The 19,123-nt window shown below is 41.0% G+C and carries 11 protein-coding genes; all 11 read left to right on the top strand.

The window, feature by feature from the left end:
• The first annotated feature begins 173 nt into the window (after positions 1–173).
• The 11 genes from QNI15_RS16210 to QNI15_RS16160 all read left to right on the top strand — a co-directional run bounded on the left by QNI15_RS16210 (position 174) and on the right by QNI15_RS16160 (position 19,111).
• Positions 174–3,548, top strand: coding sequence for a SusC/RagA family TonB-linked outer membrane protein (locus QNI15_RS16210; protein WP_314032589.1), 3,375 nt, complete (start codon positions 174–176; stop codon positions 3,546–3,548).
• 32 nt (positions 3,549–3,580) lie between these two features.
• On the top strand, positions 3,581–5,131 hold the full coding sequence (locus tag QNI15_RS16205; RefSeq protein ID WP_314032587.1) for a RagB/SusD family nutrient uptake outer membrane protein: 1,551 nt from the start codon (positions 3,581–3,583) through the stop codon (positions 5,129–5,131).
• A 165-nt stretch (positions 5,132–5,296) separates the two neighbouring features.
• Positions 5,297–6,772, top strand: coding sequence for an arabinan endo-1,5-alpha-L-arabinosidase (locus QNI15_RS16200; protein WP_314032585.1), 1,476 nt, complete (start codon positions 5,297–5,299; stop codon positions 6,770–6,772).
• Positions 6,773–6,808: 36 nt separating this feature from the next.
• Positions 6,809–8,287: an arabinan endo-1,5-alpha-L-arabinosidase gene (locus QNI15_RS16195; RefSeq protein WP_314032583.1), complete on the top strand. Its 1,479-nt coding sequence runs from the start codon at positions 6,809–6,811 to the stop codon at positions 8,285–8,287.
• A gap of 191 nt (positions 8,288–8,478) precedes the next feature.
• On the top strand, positions 8,479–10,164 hold the full coding sequence (locus QNI15_RS16190; RefSeq protein WP_313996959.1) for a family 43 glycosylhydrolase: 1,686 nt from the start codon (positions 8,479–8,481) through the stop codon (positions 10,162–10,164).
• Positions 10,165–10,393: 229 nt separating this feature from the next.
• Positions 10,394–12,367: an alpha-L-arabinofuranosidase C-terminal domain-containing protein gene (locus QNI15_RS16185; protein ID WP_313996961.1), complete on the top strand. Its 1,974-nt coding sequence runs from the start codon at positions 10,394–10,396 to the stop codon at positions 12,365–12,367.
• 292 nt (positions 12,368–12,659) lie between these two features.
• Complete coding sequence (locus QNI15_RS16180; protein WP_313984162.1) at positions 12,660–13,361, top strand: NUDIX hydrolase; 702 nt, start codon at positions 12,660–12,662, stop codon at positions 13,359–13,361.
• Positions 13,362–13,475: 114 nt separating this feature from the next.
• Entirely contained in the window at positions 13,476–15,146 is a 1,671-nt protein-coding gene (locus tag QNI15_RS16175) for a ribulokinase (protein WP_313996963.1), read from the top strand.
• Positions 15,147–15,199: 53 nt separating this feature from the next.
• Entirely contained in the window at positions 15,200–16,696 is a 1,497-nt protein-coding gene (gene araA / locus QNI15_RS16170; protein WP_313996965.1) for an L-arabinose isomerase, read from the top strand.
• 92 nt (positions 16,697–16,788) lie between these two features.
• Complete coding sequence (locus QNI15_RS16165; RefSeq protein WP_313996967.1) at positions 16,789–18,327, top strand: alpha-N-arabinofuranosidase; 1,539 nt, start codon at positions 16,789–16,791, stop codon at positions 18,325–18,327.
• A 79-nt stretch (positions 18,328–18,406) separates the two neighbouring features.
• Entirely contained in the window at positions 18,407–19,111 is a 705-nt protein-coding gene (locus QNI15_RS16160) for an L-ribulose-5-phosphate 4-epimerase (RefSeq protein ID WP_313996969.1), read from the top strand.
• The last annotated feature ends 12 nt before the right edge of the window (positions 19,112–19,123 follow it).

Below are 19,123 nucleotides of genomic sequence, written 5' to 3'. Positions count from 1 at the left end.
ATTCATATCCAGTCTATGCACTATTCCTACTCTTCTGATTCGAGTTAAAAAAAGGAGCTAACACAAGTGTGTTAACTCCTGATGTATGTCATCTGTAAAGGATTGGCGTCTGATTTATAGATGACAAGTCAAGTGAGATCTACCTATCAGTAAACCAAACTCAAAACAAATTTATGAAAAGTTTTATCATATCCCGTCCCTTGTCTCAAAAAGGGTCGGTACTGAGTCTTTTTGCCCTGTTTTTTTTGTTTTTAGGTCTCTTACAAGCCCAGAGTAAGGATTTAAATGATGCCCGACTTACAATAAAGGTTGAAAATGCAACCTTAGGTGAGGTATTTAAGATTATCGAAGATAAGACCAGCTATCACTTTACGTATAATGATGCGTATCTGAATATTAAGCAACTGGTATCTGTCAATGCAGAAAATAAAACCTTGACAGAAATTCTGAACATCCTGGCTAAAAGTGCCAATTTTCAGTTTAAACAGGTCAACACTTATATCCATGTAACCTCTCAAAACGAATTCAGAAAGACGGAGACTGGGAACAAAGTAGCACAACCTCAAGCAACTGTAATAACAGGAACTGTTGTCGATGACAATAACCAGGCATTACCAGGAGTAAGCGTAGTACTAAAAGGTACTGCAACCGGTACCACTACCGATGCACAGGGAAAATACTCAATCTCTATACCTGATAATACAGGCAGTGTTGTGTTGGTATTTACTTTTATCGGATATACAACAGAAGAGGTAACTGTTGGTAGTAGAACACAGATAGATGTCCAATTGATACCTGATATCAAGGCATTGTCAGAAGTGGTCGTAGTTGGATATGGTACACAGAAAAAATCAGATTTGACAGGTTCAATTGCAGTTGTAAAAGCTGAAGAAGTTAAAAAATTTGCAACCAATGATGTTGCACAGTTATTGCAGGGACGTGCACCCGGTGTCGCTGTTACTAGTGATGGACAGCCTGGTGCTGCCCCAAGTGTGAAAATACGTGGTGTTGGTACATTTGGAAATATAGAGCCCTTGTATGTAATTGATGGAGTGCCTGTTGGTACTTCCCCGCGTGATTTTAATCCGAATGATGTAGAGTCCATTCAGGTGTTAAAAGATGCTTCAGCCGGTGCTATTTATGGATCACGTGCTGCTAATGGGGTTATTATCATTACTACTAAAAGAGGTAAAAAAGATACTCCTCTGAAAGTAGAATACAGTGGCTACTTTGGTGTTGATAAAGTGTGGCAGATTATTCCGGTGACACAACGGGAACAATACCAAATGCTGAATAATGAATCCCAAACAAATGGAGGACAACCTTTGGCACCAGGAAATGATCCCAATGATCCTGCCTACATCTCAAATATTGATACTGACTGGCAGAAAGAAGGTTTAAAGACTGGAACTCGTCAAAACCATAGTCTTAACTTTTCAGGAGGCAGTAAGACTACCATGTATAGTTTCTCTGCAGATTATTTCTCCAGCAACGGCACATTGGTAGGTAAAGGTCCAACCTACGACCGATATTCAATACGTGCAAACTCGGAATCTGAAAAAGGAATATTTAAGATTGGAGAATCGCTGTATTACACCCATTCACATGAAAATGCATTAACCAATTCTGCCAATTTTCTAGCTGGGGGACGTCCTCCATTAGTTGGTGATCTGGTGATGGCTATTCCTACAATGCCGATATATGATTCAAATCGTAAAGGAGGATATGGAGGAACATCTTCTATTATTGAAAAAGCCATTTCATTGAATGTCATTGGACTTAACAGGTTAATTAATAATTATGTAGATGTAGACAGAACATTTGCCAATGTATATACAGAAGTAAAACTTTTGAAAAATAGTGGTCATAACCTGAAGTACAAGTTAAATCTGAGCTATGACCGTACAATTACCAGAGACTACTATTTTCAGCCCGTCTTTGACCTTGGATATTTTTTTCAATCCTCTATTGCCAAACTTGACGATAACTCCCGTGTATTCTCAACAGGATTGGTTGAAAATACATTGAACTATGAAAAAACATTTGAAAAGCACACGTTAGCAATTTTGGCTGGCCAGATGTTTCAGAAAGGAGACTACTTATTTAGAGGAGGACATGCTGAAGGATTTACTGAACCTTATTATCCAACTCTTGGAAATGGATCTTCACTCCAAACAGTAAGTTCGAGAATAGAGGAAAACGCGATATATTCTTTTCTGGGACGGTTAAACTATAGTTTTGATGATCGGTATTTACTTACGGCCACAATTCGAAGAGATGGTTCCTCCCGTTTTGCCTCTGTCAATCGATATGGAGATTTTTCGTCTGTAGCTTTAGGTTGGAAACTACACAATGAGAAATTTTTTCAGAACCTAAATCTTCCCTTTATTTCAGATTTAAAACTTAGAGGTAGCTATGGTCAACTCGGTAATGAAAACATTCCTAACTATTTGTACTATAGTATTATTAACTCCAATGTGGTTTATAATTTTGGCGGTACAAAAGTGACAGGGGCTACTCAGACACAGTTAGTTTCTGAAACTATTAAATGGGAAAGCAAAACGTCCAGCAATATTGGGTTAGATGCAACTTTTTTAAATGGAAAGTTTGATCTTACAGTAGAGTATTATAACAATAAGACGACTGATGCCTTGTTAGGTGTACCTATTCCTACTTCAACTGGGGCTACTAACATTCCTACTGTTAATGCAGCAAGCTTACGAAACTATGGGGTTGAATTTTCTGTAGGCTATCATAAAACAACAGGTGACTTTAAATTTGATATAGCTGCCAATGCCTATACACTAAAAAATAAAGTTCTTGCACTGGGTGCTAATGATGAACCTGTATATGGCACAGGAGCCAAAACACAGGTAGGAGGAGAGGTTGGAAAGCATTTCGGCTACAAAGTGGAAGGTGTTTTCCAGAATCAGGAAGAGATTGACAACCACGCTACTCAGGAAGCTGGCACTGCACCTGGTGACCTGAAGTACAAAGACATTAATAACGATAATGTTATTAATGAAGATGACAGAACCTATCTGGGAAGTGCTTTGCCAACTATTTATTATGGTATGAACTTCTCTGCCCAGTATAAGAATTTTGACTTTACTTTTTTCGCATCCGGAAGTGGGGGGAATAAGATAAACAGTCGCTTGTACCGTGATTTAATGCATACTACGGATTATATAAATTACCACAAAGATGCACTGAATCGTTGGACACCGACCAATCCAAACAATGAATACCCACGGTTGGCTGCTGGTGATCCGAACAATAATCAGAGAGATTCTGACCGCAAAGGTTGGTTACAAAGTGGTACGTATCTGCGTATCAATACAGTGTCTCTTGGCTACAAACTCCCCGAAAATCTGATTAAAGGTATTTCAAATGCGCGGATATACATTACAGGACAGAACTTATACAGTTTTCAGGCATACAAGGGATACAATCCTGACTTCACCTCCGGAACCTGGAACCCTGGTTTTGACTATGGGTCTTTTCCAAAGCCCAGAACAGTTCTGCTGGGTGTACAAGTAGGCTTTTAATACAATCTCAAACATTCTTTACTGAAACTGATATGAATAAGTTAAAATATACTTTCTTTCTTCTATTGGCAATGATGGGATGCAGTGATCGGTTAGATCTGAGAGATCCTAATAATGCAACAACTGGTACATTCTGGCAAACTGAAAGTCAGGCTCTGGCTGGTTGTGATGCAATTTACAATAGTCTAATCATTGATGGTACTTATATGCGTATGACTCCTGCTCTATCAGATGCGAGGGGAGATGATATGCGAGGCGATAGTCCATGGGTAGATTATGTACAGGTGTCAAACTTTAGCATTCCTACTACATCAGCTCCTGTACAGTGGGTATGGGGTGCATGGTATCAATTGATCTGGAGAGCTAACCAAGTGCTGGAAAAAGTTCCGGCAATTGACATGGATGCTGATTTGCAAAAGCGCATCATAGGTCAAGCTCATTTCTTGCGTGGATTAGCCTATTTTAATCTGGCCAACCTATATAAAGTAGTACCTCTGATTATACAAACACCAAAAGGTTCTGAGGATTCGTATCCTGCTACTGCTACAGAAGAACAAATATGGGCACAGATTATTGAAGATTTCCAGGAGGCTAAGGATCTTCTACCCATTTCGTATGCTAATGTGAGTGGAGCCGATATGGGTCAGATTGGCCGTGCAACCAAAGGAGCAGCAACAGGAATGCTGGGAAAAGCCTACCTGTACAGGAAACAATGGCAGAATGCCGCAGATCAGTTTAATCTGCTAATTAATGGACCTGAATTAAATATTTATAGTCTGGTCTCTAATTATAGAGATAATTTCACTGCCAGCAATGAAAACAACTCTGAGTCATTATTTGAAGTTCAGTTTGCTGGTCCGAATGAGGTAGGAGGTTCAGTGCCAAATTGGGGTGGAGATCCAACCTCCAGCTGGAAACAGGTTTCCGGACAGGCTTGTACCTATGGTGCGGATGGCTATGGTTGGTCTGACTTTTTACCCACCACCTGGATTTACAACGAATACAAACAGGAAAAGACTAAGGATGGTAAAACTGATCCTCGTTTGCTGGCAACCATTGCTTCTTATGAGCCAGATGACAATTCTACCACTGTATATGGAAATCCATGGCCCTATGCTACCAATAAAATTTACCCAAGAAAATATACCAATGATGGATTGGGGGTGGCTAATGAGTATGATTTGAATTCAGGCATCAACTATCGTGTACTACGTTATGCAGATATTCTTCTGATGTATGCAGAAGCTTTGAACGAGTTGGGCCAAACTGCTGCTGCCTATCCATATATTCAGCAAGTAAGAGACAGAGCAAATCTACCTGATCTAGTTGCTTCAAAACCTAATCTGGCACAAACTCAGATGAGAGATCAGATTGCACATGAGAGAGCACTTGAGTTTGCCAGTGAAGGACAACGTATCAATGATATCATTCGTTGGGGATGGTTGTATGATGCAGACAAACTGACTATGTTAAAAACTCATGATCCGGATTTTAATACATGGACAGCTGGTAATGAATACTTGCCTATTCCTCAAACAGAACTGGATGTGAATAAAAACCTATTGCCTAATCCGGCAAATTAAGATCTGTTTTTCAAAATTTAGCTCCTGACCAGAGTATGTACTTTTACTCTGGTCAGATTGTCCTTCCACTCAGAAAGGAGAGGTGGTTCTTTGCTTCTTCTCTCAATACTTATTGAATTGATAAACCAGCTAATCAGCTATCCTGCATAAACCTATTCAAAGCGTATGAAAAATATACTACCAAAGCAGCTTCTGCTTGTATGGCTTTTGGTTTATAGTTGTTTGTATTGCTGTAAAAAAGAAGCCGACGTAACGCCTGGTGGCAAAGATACTACAACTACAACTAACCCAGTCTTTAATATAGACCAGCTTACAGATACCTATGCCAGTATATCTGCCTATGAATACCGATATAAGTGGGGACCATACAATACGCATGATCCATCCATTATAAAAGAAGGAGATTATTATTACTGTTATAGTACAGACGCAGGATATGGCATCACTGTTCCTGCTGGAATTCAGGTCAGACGTTCGAAGGATTTGGTTGACTGGCAGTTTGTAGGCTGGGTGTTTAATGGATTACCTGCTAAAGGATCTGCTTTCATTATGCAGAATGGTGGAACGCCTTTTCAATCTCTCTGGGCTCCTTATATTATAAAGGTTGGCAGTGAATTCAGATTGTATTATTCTCTTTCCTCTTCTACTCCCAGATTGAGTGTAATTGGTCTGGCAACCGCTACATCACCTACAGGCCCATGGACGGAAAAAGGATTGGTTGTAACATCACTGAACACTACTACTATACAAACTAATGCGATTGACCCTACTGTACTAATTGATCAGCAGGGACAACACTGGATGTATTATGGATCAGCCTGGGATGGTATTTATATCCTGAAACTCAATGCCACAACAGGACTAGCTGCCAATACGAGTTCAAAAGGTACCCGGGTGGCTCAACGTGGTTTTACAGGAGGAGTTGTCAATGGAAATATTGAAGGGCCTGAGATTATTTATAACAGCACCTTCAAAAAATATTATTTGTTTATCGCATACGACTGGCTGGAAACCAAGTACAATGTACGAGTCGGTCGAGCAGATTCTCCTGAAGGTCCTTTCCTTGATTTCAATGGAAATGACATGAATCTGGAACAGGATAATATCCCAATGATTGTAGCTCCCTATAAGTTCAATGGACATAGTGGCTGGCAGGGGACCTCTCATTGTTCCGTTTTTCAAACTGGTGATCAGTTTTATATGGCACATCAGGGACGACCTGGCATTGATAAATACTTTATGGTGCTGCATGTGCGAAAAATGTTCTGGACAGAAGATGGATGGCCTGTGGTTTCTCCTGAACGATATGCTGCTACTGAACAGAAAACCATTGCTACTTCAGAACTGGCAGGAGAATGGGAGCAGATTACGTTAAATTATCAGGTTGTTCCGGGGTATTCAGTTGAACAAGTATCTCCTGATTTTCAGACGTCTGTTTTAGTAAAATTAAATGCCGATGGTACCATCAATGATGCTTCAAATACTAAGTGGACATATACAGCTCCCTGGCTTTCACTAACTCAGAGTGGTGCAACTACCAAAGTATATGTTGAGCGTGGAAGAGATTGGGAAAACAAAAAAGCTTGCCTCGTATTTACCGGATTAGATGCCAATGGAAAAGCAATCTGGGGAAAGAAGTAAAATTCTTTCTCCAATTGCATTAATCTTCTACCTAAAATGACTCTAAAAATTCGAATCATATTTTTATTCTGGTTAGTGGGATCTTTCATGAGAGGCTTTGCACAAACACAAACCTTAGATCCACAGATAAAAGACGATTATACAGACATTGCCGGATTGGATCATTATAAAGAATGGGCAGGGTATAATGTCCATGACCCTTCCTGTATCAAAGTAGGGGAGTACTATTATGTCTACTCCACGGATGCTATTTATTTTCCCAGAAATGCTGAACGAAAAAATCCGCAAGTAAAGCAGGGAAATATTCAGGTGCGTCGTTCCAAAGATCTGGTACACTGGGAATTTCTGGGATGGGCATTGGATAAGATTCCCGATGAGGCTATACAGCATATACGATCTGTCAGCGGAGGGAAAGAGCCCCAGAACGTCTGGGCTCCCTATGTGTTGAAACAAGGCAATACTTTCAGGATGTACTATGCTGTATCTCTTTTTGGAAAAAAGACTTCTTATATCGGACTCGCTACCAGTACATCACCTACTGGCCCCTGGACTCCGGCAGGAGATGTGGTAAAAACAGATTCGACAAGCTTGATGAATGCCATAGATCCAACTATTGTCGATGACGTTGCCAATAAGAAACAGTGGATGTTGTATGGTTCTTATTTTGGTGGGCTATACTGTGTCGAACTCAATCCCGTTACCGGACTTCCTGTTAAAGAAGGAGATCTGGGGCATCTGGTTGTGAATAGGGCAGATACGAAGAGTCGTGTTGTGGAAGCGCCAGAAGTGATATACAATCCTCAGTTTAAAAAGTATTACTTGTTTGTTTCGTATGATGCTTTGTTTACTCATTATAATGTACGGGTAGGTAGGGCCGATAAACCGGAGGGGCCTTATTGTGATAGGAATGGCAGAAATATGGCCGATACTACCAATAACTATCCCATACTGACCTATGCCTATCGTTTTCAAAATCATGCAGGTTGGGCTGGAGTAGGACATTGTAGTGTCATTAATGATAACGGAGCCTATTACATGCTGCACCAGGGACGTCTGGCACCGACTAATCAACCAATGGTATTGCATGTACGGAAAATGAACTGGACAAAAGATGGCTGGCCTGTGGTTTCTCCTGAACGATATGCAAATGTGCCACAACGTAAAATAGAAAAGAAAGAACTCATTGGAGAGTGGGAACAGATTGAGTTAACAGAAATCGCTGATAAGACTCAACTCTGGCAGGGACAAATACGTGGTGGATGGAAATATGATACAACCCTATTTAATAACTCAAAACTAGTGGAATTATTGGTCAATGGAAACGTGAAAAATCAGAAAGATATGTATTGGAAATTGAGTGGTCAATCGCTGGAAGTTGTTAACTCCGCTACAAAAGAGAAACTGGAGTTATTGATCTGGCGAGAATGGGATTGGGAAAATAAACGTCCAACCATTGTTTTTTCTGGTATCAATAAACAAGGATTGGGGATATGGGGCAAGAAAAAGACCTTATAAATACGAGTTATAGTTACTGAAATTCCTTCCTTCAAATGAAGGAAGAATGGGGTAGGAGGCTTTTAGCATACTATCCATTGCCATACAAAACAAAAAGTAATGGAATAGGTGAGACAAACAATCTATTTCATTATTTCCATCCTGCAAACCTCACTGTAGGTTACTGTTTTACTTCATTTCAGTAAAGTACTATGTCACACAAACACTTTTTTAACACCTTATTGAGTGTTAGTCTTATCTTAACAACCCTAGTACATGTACACACTGCCTCTGCACAGTTGTTAAAAGGATCTATAGGTATTCATGATCCCAGTACAATTGTTAAAAGTGGAAGTACCTATTGGATATTTATGACAGGAAGTAAAATCCCGTCTCGTTACTCAACAGATTTGATTACCTGGACGGATGCATCTGTGGCTATGCCAACACGTCCCTCCTGGATAGACACGGCTGTCCCTAACTTTAAGAATAATAATGATACCTACTGGGCTCCGGATATAGCCTACTTTGGAGGTAAATACTATCTATACTATTCGTGTTCCACATTTGGATCGCCTGTGTCTGCTATTGGGGTAGCCACCGCATCCACTCCGGCTGGCCCATGGACTGATCAGGGGATGGTAGTGCAGTCACAAACTACTTCCAACTTTAATGCCATTGACCCTTCTATTTTAGTAGATGGCAGTAATGTGTATATGGCTTACGGTTCATGGTCGGCTGGTATTGCTGTAGTACAGCTTGATCCTTCTACAGGAAAGGTAAAATCAGGATCTACCCCCGTTCGTGTGGCTGGTGGCAGCGGAGCAGACTGGGAAGGTGCTTGTCTAATCAAAGAAGGAAGTTATTATTACTTGTTTGTAAACCGAGGTTCCTGTTGCAATGGTACCAGTAGTACCTATTATATTGTGGTGGGAAGATCTACCAGTCCTACCGGGCCATTTGTCGATAAAAATGGTACAGATCTTAAAAGTGGGGGAGGTTCTACCATGTTAAGTTCTTCTGGCCGTTTTATTGGACCAGGACACGTTGGATTATTACGGCAGGCAGGTTCTAACTTTGTTTCCATTCATTTTTATGATGGAAATGACAATGGTGCGCCTAAGCTGGATATTATCAACATGGGCTTTAGTAGTAACTGGCCTTTTCTGACCCGTGACTGGATTGCCGCCGGAACTTATACCATTAAAAATATCAATAGTGGGATGAACTGGGATGCCTGGGGATGTACAGGAGTGACAGGGCAGGCTGTAGCTCAGGGAACAGCTTCTTCGTCATTAACTTGCCAGAAATGGATATTTACCACCACTGGAAATGGGGCGTATCAGATCAAGACAGCTATGTCTACTGGAAATGTAGTGGATATAATCAATTGCGGGAGCGCAAACGGAACCAAACTTCAGCTCTATAGTGCATTGAACAATGATTGCCAAAAGTTTAGAGTGTTTCGTACTGCCGATGGAAGTCATGTTTTCAATCCGGTTAATTCAGAAAAAGTAGTGGAGGTGCCTGGTGCAGCTACAACAGCAGGTACACAACTGGGATTATGGGATTATAACGGGTGTGCTTGTCAGAAGTGGACTATTACCGCTGCATCTGGTTCCCGACTTGCTTTTGATGAGATGAATTCTGACAATGAAATTTCTGTATATCCCAATCCAACTGCAAGAAACAGGGGGTTTAGTGTGGTTTTGGGTGAGAAAGAGGTAGGGATGTATAATTGCATAAACCTTATTGATTCGAAGGGTAGTATTGCCAGAAGTAAAAAGATAGAAGGACGCACTAACACATTTTCAGAGTTAAATCTGGCTTCAGGACTTTATATTATTCAACTTGTAAGCGAGACTAAAGTGGTGACCCGAAAGGTAGTACTAGAGTGAAAATATTTTCTTTATAAAATGAGTAATTTGTAAATGCAAAGTACTCCTTGTGATCAGATACCTGTTCGGACTTTTTTGTAAGATTGTTCTGACAGGTATCTGTCATTCGTTTTAAGCTTAGAAATCTTTTGACTGAAAACAATAACTCTTCTTATTTCTGAATAGATCTCTTGTCGTTTTTATTCTTTTATTTTTTATATCGATTGTTAGTTTAACCATTGTACACAAAATGAAAAAATGCCTGCTCTCTGTCTGGGCTCTTATTGTAACCGGAACGCAACTGTATGCGCAATCGCCAACTGTATTAACTGTAAAAGCCGATAAACCTACAGCAACTGTACAGCCTACCATGTGGGGGATCTTTTTTGAAGATATAAACCTGGGTGCTGATGGAGGAATTTATGCTGAACTTGTCAAAAACCGTTCGTTTGAGTTTAACGCCCCCATGATGGGGTGGAAAGAACAAAAAGAAGGGGAGGCTTTTGGCAGTACATTGGTTGAGAATCGATTGGAGAAGGGCGCAACCAACCCCCGGTATATCCATGTCACTGCCAATTCTGACAAAGGTAAATACGGTTTGATAAACGAAGGTTTTCGGGGCATCGGTATCAAACAAGGAGAGTCCTATGATTTTTCGGTATGGACACGAAAAACAGATGCGAGCAACCTTACCTTGCATATTGAACTAATCAATAGCAAAGGAGATGTAATCGGCAACGCAGACCTGACTCCTACAGATAAAGACTGGAAAAAACAAGCGGTGAGCCTGACCGCTACAGCTACAGAGCCTAAGGCCAAACTGGCTGTATGGTTTGTTGGAACTGGAAATCTGGATCTGGATATGATCTCACTGTTTCCCAAAAATACTTGGAAGCAACGCCCTAATGGCTTACGTGCGGATCTGGTGCAGCTACTAGCTGATATGAAGCCTGGCTTCCTGCGTTTTCCGGGTGGGTGTATTGTTGAAGGACGTGAGTTGTCTACCCGTTACCAATGGAAAAAGACAGTTGGGGAAGTAGAGAGTCGGGAGATGGTTATTAATCGCTGGAACACAGAATTTAAACATCGTCCCACACCTGATTATTTCCAGACTTTTGGATTAGGCTTTTATGAGTATTTTCTGCTAGCCGAAGACATTGGAGCAGAACCTTTGCCTATTTTAAATTGTGGTATGGCCTGTCAGTTCAATTCTGCCGAGGTAGTTCCTATGAGTGAAATTGATCCATTCATTCAGGATGCACTGGATTTGATTGAATTTGCCAATGGTTCTACAGATACCAAATGGGGCAAGTTGAGAGCTGATATGGGACATCCCAAACCCTTTAATCTGAAGCTTCTGGGTGTTGGCAATGAGCAGTGGGGACCTCAGTATCTGGAACGCCTTCCTCTGTTTACCAAAGCAATCAAAGAAAAATATCCTACTATCAAACTGGTTAATAGTTCAGGTACAGACCCGAATGGGGAACGTTTTGACTACCTGAACAAAAACCTACGTAGCATGAACGTTGATATTATTGATGAACACTACTATCGTGCTCCTGATTGGTTTTTACAAAATGCTCATCGATATGATAACTATGACCGTAACGGGCCAAAGATTTTTGCAGGAGAATATGCTGCCCAAAGCGTTGCAACAGTAAGTCCTGACAATAAAAATAACTGGAAATGTGCTTTGGCTGAAGCTGCTTTTATGACGGGTCTGGAACGCAATGCGGATGTAGTACACATGGCATCCTACGCACCATTGTTTGCTCATGCAGAAGGTTGGCAGTGGACTCCTGATCTCATCTGGTTTGACAATCTTCGTTCGTATGGGACACCTAACTATTATGTACAGAAGCTATATTCTGTTCATAAAGGAACGCAGGTAGTACCACTGGTAGAGAAAAACGAAACGGTTGCTGGGCAGAATGGTCTATATGCTTCTTCTGTCTTGGATAAAAATACACAGGAACTCGTTGTGAAGATTGTAAACACTTCTGACAAATCTCAAACAACCAACGTGGTTATTGAGAGTGCTAAAAAGGTAGGGAAAACCGGAAAACTTTGGGTACTAAAAAGTGAAAATCTGGAAAGTGTTAACTCATTTGAAGACCCAACGCTGGTAAGTCCTGTCGAACAATCTGTGACATTGAAAGGAAAACAGATAAGCCTGACACTGGCACCAAATTCATTCTCTGTAGTAAGAGTGAAATTGAGTTAAAGAGTAATATGTTGTCTATGTGGTAGTTGTAGTTTTATTAATAGTAGTTAGTATACAGTGTATGCAATTAATAAATACTGAGAAATAGCTCAGGAAAAAAAATGTCATTTAATATTAGAAAAGTAACAAAATAATGTTGTAATATTGTGTCAACTAAACACAATTCATGTTTTAGTAAATATGAATCATTTGTTTAGGGGTTATAATACTGAAGTAGGTAGAGCCTTTGGCTCTTCCCCACTTCAGTATTAACCGCCCGACCTGACACCACATACCCTGAAACACGATATCTATGACAAGATACAACCACCCTACACGCATACTGGTAGCTCTTGATTGTATCATTTTTGGTTTTGATGGTGAGTTTCTCAAGTTATTGCTCATCAAAAGAAATTTTGAGCCGGAGAAAGGAAAATGGTCGCTGATGGGTGGATTTTTGAACGAAGAAGAAGATCTGGAAGTAGCAGCTGCCCGTATTTTATATGAACTAACAGGGTTACGGGATATTTATGTGGAGCAACTACAAACTTTTGGAAAGGTAGACAGAGACCCTGTAGAACGGACTGTTTCGGTAGGTTTCTTTGCACTGATTAATATTGATGATCATGACCCCGAAGCAGTAAAAGCACACAATGCATACTGGATTAGTTTAAATGATATACCTGAACTTATCTTTGATCATGCCAAAATGGTTGAGCTTGCCCGAGAACGTTTACGATACAAAGCTGCTTTGCATCCTCTGGGCTTTGAACTCATGCCAGAAAAATTTACAATTCCTCAGTTACAAAAACTTTACGAAGCTATTTATGGCATGACACTGGACCGGCGCAATTTTAGCCGTAAACTTTTGTCAACAGGCTTATTGATCGATACAGGAGAAAAAAACGAAAATTCAGCTACGAAAAAAGCAACACTCTATAAATTAAACAGAGAGAAATACCAGGATAAGTTTCATGAGTTCTGGAATTTCATGCCAGATACTTTTCTGATTTGAAAGGTTGATTATCAGGTTTGTGTACACACAAACTTTTCTTTTACATAGAATTGTGTCATACTAACACAAAAGTAGAATAAATACTTATTTTAACACCTGAACATTTTTAAGCTAATGAAAGACGTATACGTTATAGGCCTGGACTATGGTACTGATTCCGTTCGGGCATTGGTCGTACATGCGGGAACAGGAGAAGTGGCTGGTACAGCAGTACATGAATATAAACGTTGGAAACAGGGAGCATACTGTGATCCAACTATCTCTCAGTTTCGTCAGCACCCATTGGACTACATCGAAGGTTTAGAGGAAACCATTAAAGGGGCTTTGGCTAAGACCTCTGAAGAGGTTCGCAAGAACGTAGTAGGCATCTCTGTCGATACTACAGGATCTACACCTGTAGCCGTAGATGAAAATGGTACTCCGTTGGCTCTGCTACCCGAGTTTGCTGAAAATCCTAATGGTATGTTCATTCTTTGGAAAGATCATACGGCCAATGCAGAAGCGGAAGAGATAAATCAATTGGCTTATCACTGGGCAACTGATTTTACCAAATATGTAGGTGGTATTTATTCTTCTGAATGGTTCTGGGCAAAGATTCTTCGCACATTACGGGTAGATGCAAGTATTCGCTCCAAAGCCTATTCCTGGGTGGAACATTGTGACTGGATTTCTGCTGTGCTAACAGGGAATACTAATCCTCGTACGTTGAAGCGTTCACGTTGTGCCGCGGGTCACAAAGCTATGTGGAATGACGAATTTGAAGGGTTGCCATCCGATGAGTTTTTGGTAAAGTTAGATCCGTTGTTGGGAGGACTAAGAGATCGTCTTTTTGATGAATCTTATACTTCAGATGTGGCTATGGGTAAGATATCACCTGAGTGGGCCGAAAAGCTGAGATTGTCTTCTGATGTTATTATTGGTGTTGGGGCCTTTGATGCTCATATGGGCGCTGTTGGTGCTTGTATTGAACCTTATTCATTGTGTAAAGTAATAGGTACTTCTACATGTGATATTCTTACTGCTCCTTCGGAAGAAGTAGGCCATTTGTTAATCCGCGGTATCTGTGGGCAGGTAGATGGATCTGTGGTACCCGGTATGCTGGGGATGGAAGCAGGACAATCTGCATTTGGTGATATTTATGCATGGTTTCAACGAATCATCACAAAACCTGTTCGTGAGTTATTGGGTGAGGAAGCCGCTGAGAAACTGAGCCAGCAATTGATTCCCTATTTAGCAGAACAGGCTGCTAAATTACCTGTAAAAGAAACAGATGTGGTTTCCCTTGACTGGCTTAATGGACGTCGTACACCTGATGCTAATCATACACTGAAAGGAGCTATGGCTGGCCTGAATCTGGGGACAGATACCGTGCGTATTTTTAAATCTCTTGTAGAATCTACTGCATTTGGATCAAAAGCTATCGTAGAGAGGTTCCTGCAAGAAGGCGTGGCTATCAAACAGGTAATTGCCATTGGTGGTGTGGCCAAAAAGTCTCCTTTTGTCATGCAGACATTGGCTGATGTGCTGAATATGCCTATTAAGGTTGCTAAATCTGAACAAACCTGTGCATTGGGAGCGGCTATGTGTGCGGCTGTAGCTGCAGGAGTTTATGCGACTATGGAAGAGGCACAGAATGCAATGTCATCTGGTTTTGATGCTGTATATGAACCTCGTCCGGATGTGTCTGCTGTATATCAGAAACTATATGCCAACTATCTTCAGTTTGGCCATTTTATTGAGCATTCTTATCTGAAAAAGTTAACAGAAGCTTCATTGACTGCCTGATATACAAATACATTATTTATTATCCCGACCTATATTTAACCACATATATTTCAATGATTGATTTAAAACAATATGAAGTCTGGTTTGTAACCGGAAGTCAGCACTTGTATGGAGAAGAAACTCTTCGCCAGGTAGATGAGCATTCTAAAATTATTGCAGAGTCTCTGAATTCAGCAAGCCAGATACCTGTTCGGGTTGTTTTTAAACCTGTGGTAAAAACACCTGATGAAATCTACAAAATATGTCAGGATGCCAATGTTGCTTCGAATTGTGTGGGTATCATTGCCTGGATGCATACATTCTCACCTGCTAAAATGTGGATTGGTGGCTTGAAAGCTTTACAAAAGCCATTGTTACACCTGCATACGCAGTTTAACCGCGATATTCCATGGAGTGATATTGACATGGATTTCATGAACCTGAACCAGTCTGCCCATGGGGACAGAGAGTTTGGATTTATTATGTCCCGTATGCGACTGAACCGTAAGGTGGTAGTTGGCCACTGGCAGCAGCAGGATGTATTGGAGAAAATCAATAGCTGGAGTCGTGTGGCTACTGCAAAGTACAGAATGCAAACCATGAAAGTGGTACGCTTTGGCGATAACATGCGTCAGGTAGCTGTAACAGAAGGTGATAAAGTAGAAGCTGAACTGAAGTTTGGCTTTTCAGTAAATACGCATGGAGTAGGTGATCTGGTGAAAGTAATCAATCAGGTTACAGATGCTGAGATTAATACACTAATCAAAGAATATGAAGATACCTATCAGTTAATGTCTTCACTGACAAGTGGTGGAGCTATGCGGGAATCTTTGGTTGAGGCAGCTCGTATTGAATTGGGATTGACTGCATTTTTAAAGGATGGCGGTTTTTCTGCTTACACCAATACATTTGAAGACCTGCATGGCATGCGTCAGTTGCCAGGTATCGCTTCTCAGCGGTTAATGGCTGCCGGATATGGATACGGCGGGGAAGGTGACTGGAAAACTTCGGCTATGGTACACATCATGAAAGTGATGGCGAGTGGGTTGAAAGGTGGAAACTCCTTTATGGAAGATTATACTTACCACTTTGATCCTGCCAACCAGATGGTATTAGGGGCACACATGTTGGAAATTTGTCCTTCTATTGCGAGTGGCACAGTAAAATGTGAAGTACACCCATTGGGTATTGGTGGCAAAGAAGATCCTGTGCGTCTGGTATTTAATGGAGCCAGTGGCCCTGCTTTAAATGTCTCTCTGATTGATATGGGCAATCGCTTCCGTTTATTGGTGAATGAAGTAGAAGCTGTTGAAGTACAACAAGAACTACCTAAGTTACCTGTTGCACGTGTATTATGGAAACCACAGCCGGATATGCAAACGGGTTGTGCTGCATGGATTTATGCTGGGGGGGCTCACCATACGGTATACAGCCAGAACCTGACTACCGAATACATTGCTGACTTTGCTGAGATGGTAGGGGTAGAATTGGTGGTTATTGATAAGAATACAGAATTACGTCAGCTGAAGAATGAATTGCGCTGGAGCGAATTGTATTATGGAAAGCTATAAGTGAGTATCTGGCAGGCAGGGATAGTCCTTTTTCTTGCCTGCTCTTTACCTTTTACAGTATCATAATAATCTATCCTATCCATCAATCTCTTATGAAAAAAATCTTTTTAACACTTGTTTTAAGCATAACTGGATACTGGACCTTTGCTCAGAATCAGGTTATCATTAATGGTGATCTGGGCAAAACGACGATCAATAAACATATTTATGGTCACTTTGCTGAGCACCTGGGACGTTGCGTCTATGGCGGGTTTTATGTAGGCGAAAACAATACAAAAATCCCGAACAAAAACGGTGTCCGTACAGATGTAATTGAGGCGCTAAAAAAAATGAAAATCCCAAACCTACGTTGGCCGGGAGGTTGTTTTGCAGATACATACCACTGGAAAGATGGTATCGGACCTAAAAAACAGCGTCCTTCTATGGTGAATGCCTGGTGGGGTGGGGTTACAGAAGACAACAGCTTTGGTACACATGATTTCCTGGATATGTGTGAGCAGTTAGGTACAGAGCCTTATCTGGCTGGCAATGTAGGAAGTGGAACTGTAAAAGAACTGTCTGACTGGGTTCAGTATGTAAACCATGAAGGTGTAAGTCCTATGGCTAACCTACGTAAAGAGAATGGTCGCGATAAACCCTGGAACGTGCACTTCTGGGGAGTTGGCAACGAGGCTTGGGGATGTGGTGGTAATATGAAAGCTGAATATTATGCTAATATTTATCGCCAGTATGCTACATTCATGAGCGACTGGTCTAATACCAGCAAATTGTTCCGGATTGCTTCTGGTGCTAACTCGGCTGACTTCAACTGGACAGAAATACTGATGCGTGATATTCCACATAACATGCTGGATGGGTTAGCTTTGCACCATTACTCTGTTATTGACTGGAATAAAAAAGGGCCTGCAGTAAATTATGATGAAGATCTATATTTCAAAACCATGAAACAAGCTTTGCTTATGGATGAACTGATTCATAAGCACGCTACCATCATGGATAAATATGATCCTAAAAAGAAAGTAGCTTTGGTAGTGGATGAATGGGGTGGATGGTATGAAGTAGAGCCGGGAACCAATCCTGGATTTCTATACCAACAGAATACCATGCGTGATGCCATGATTGCAGGTACTACACTGAATATTTTCCACAAATACAGTGATCGGGTACGTATGGCAAACCTGGCGCAAACCATTAATGTGCTTCAGGCTGTCATTCTGACCAATGAAGAAAAAATGTTGCTGACGCCTACATATCACGTACTGGAAATGTATAATGTGCACCAGGACGCAACCATGCTGCCTGTTGATGTACAAACAGCAGATTATACATTCGGAAATGAAAAATTGCCTGCGTTGTCTGTATCTGCTTCCAGAGATAAAAACGGTGTGACCCATATTTCTCTGGTAAATATCGATCCTTCTAAATCGCAGGAAATATCACTGAACTTGCGTGGGATGAAAGCATCAGGTGTAACAGGTCGTATCCTTACTTCTGCGAAGGTGCAGGATCATAACACATTTGAAAGTCCTGATAAAGTAAAACCTGCAGCCTTTAAAGGTGCGTCTATCAAAGGTGATAACCTGAAAGTGACATTGCCTCCGATTTCTGTGGTGGTACTGGAACTGAAATAATTCCAAAAGGAAGAGGCTTTCTTTGGTCTCTTCCTTTTACAATGTTTTTATAGTTGATCTGTATTTAACTTTTGCCTACATGTCTATTTATCAATCTTTAAAAGAGCAGGTATATGAGGCCAATATGGAGATTCCCAGACAAAAGCTGGCAATCTATACATTTGGCAATGTGAGCGGTATTGATCGCAAAGCAGGTGTAGTTGGTATCAAACCCAGTGGAGTGCCCTATGATAATCTGAAGCCCAGCGATATTGTAATTGTAGATCTGGATAATCAACTGGTAGAAGGAAATATGCGTCCTTCGTCTGATACCAAAACGCATACACTGCTTTACAAACATTTTGAACATATTGGTGGAGTATGTCATACTCATTCAACTTATGCGGTGGCTTGGGCTCAGGCTATGCGTCCTATCCCCAACATGGGAACTACGCATGCTGACCATCTGGTGGCAGCTGTACCAGTGACAGATGTAATGACTGACGAGATGATAACCGGAGACTATGAACTGGAAACAGGTAATCAGATTCTGAATATTTTCAACGAACTGAATTTATCTCCAGAAGAAGTAGAAATGGTGTTAGTTGCCTGTCATGGTCCGTTTACCTGGGGTAAAGATCCTGCAAAGGCTGTCTATAATGCTACTGTATTGGAAGAACTGGCTAAAATGGCTCATCTGACACTCACTATCAACCCCAATACAACCACTATCAAACAAACCCTGATCGACAAGCACTACTTCCGTAAACATGGCAAAAACGCCTATTATGGACAAGGTTGTTGATTAGTTTTTGAT

The sequence above is a fragment of the Xanthocytophaga flava genome, assembly GCF_030068545.1.
In the GTDB taxonomy this organism is placed as follows: Bacteria; Bacteroidota; Bacteroidia; order Cytophagales; family 172606-1; genus Xanthocytophaga; species Xanthocytophaga flava.
Note: the sequence above shows the minus strand (reverse complement) of the source record. Positions and strands in the feature narration are given on the sequence as shown.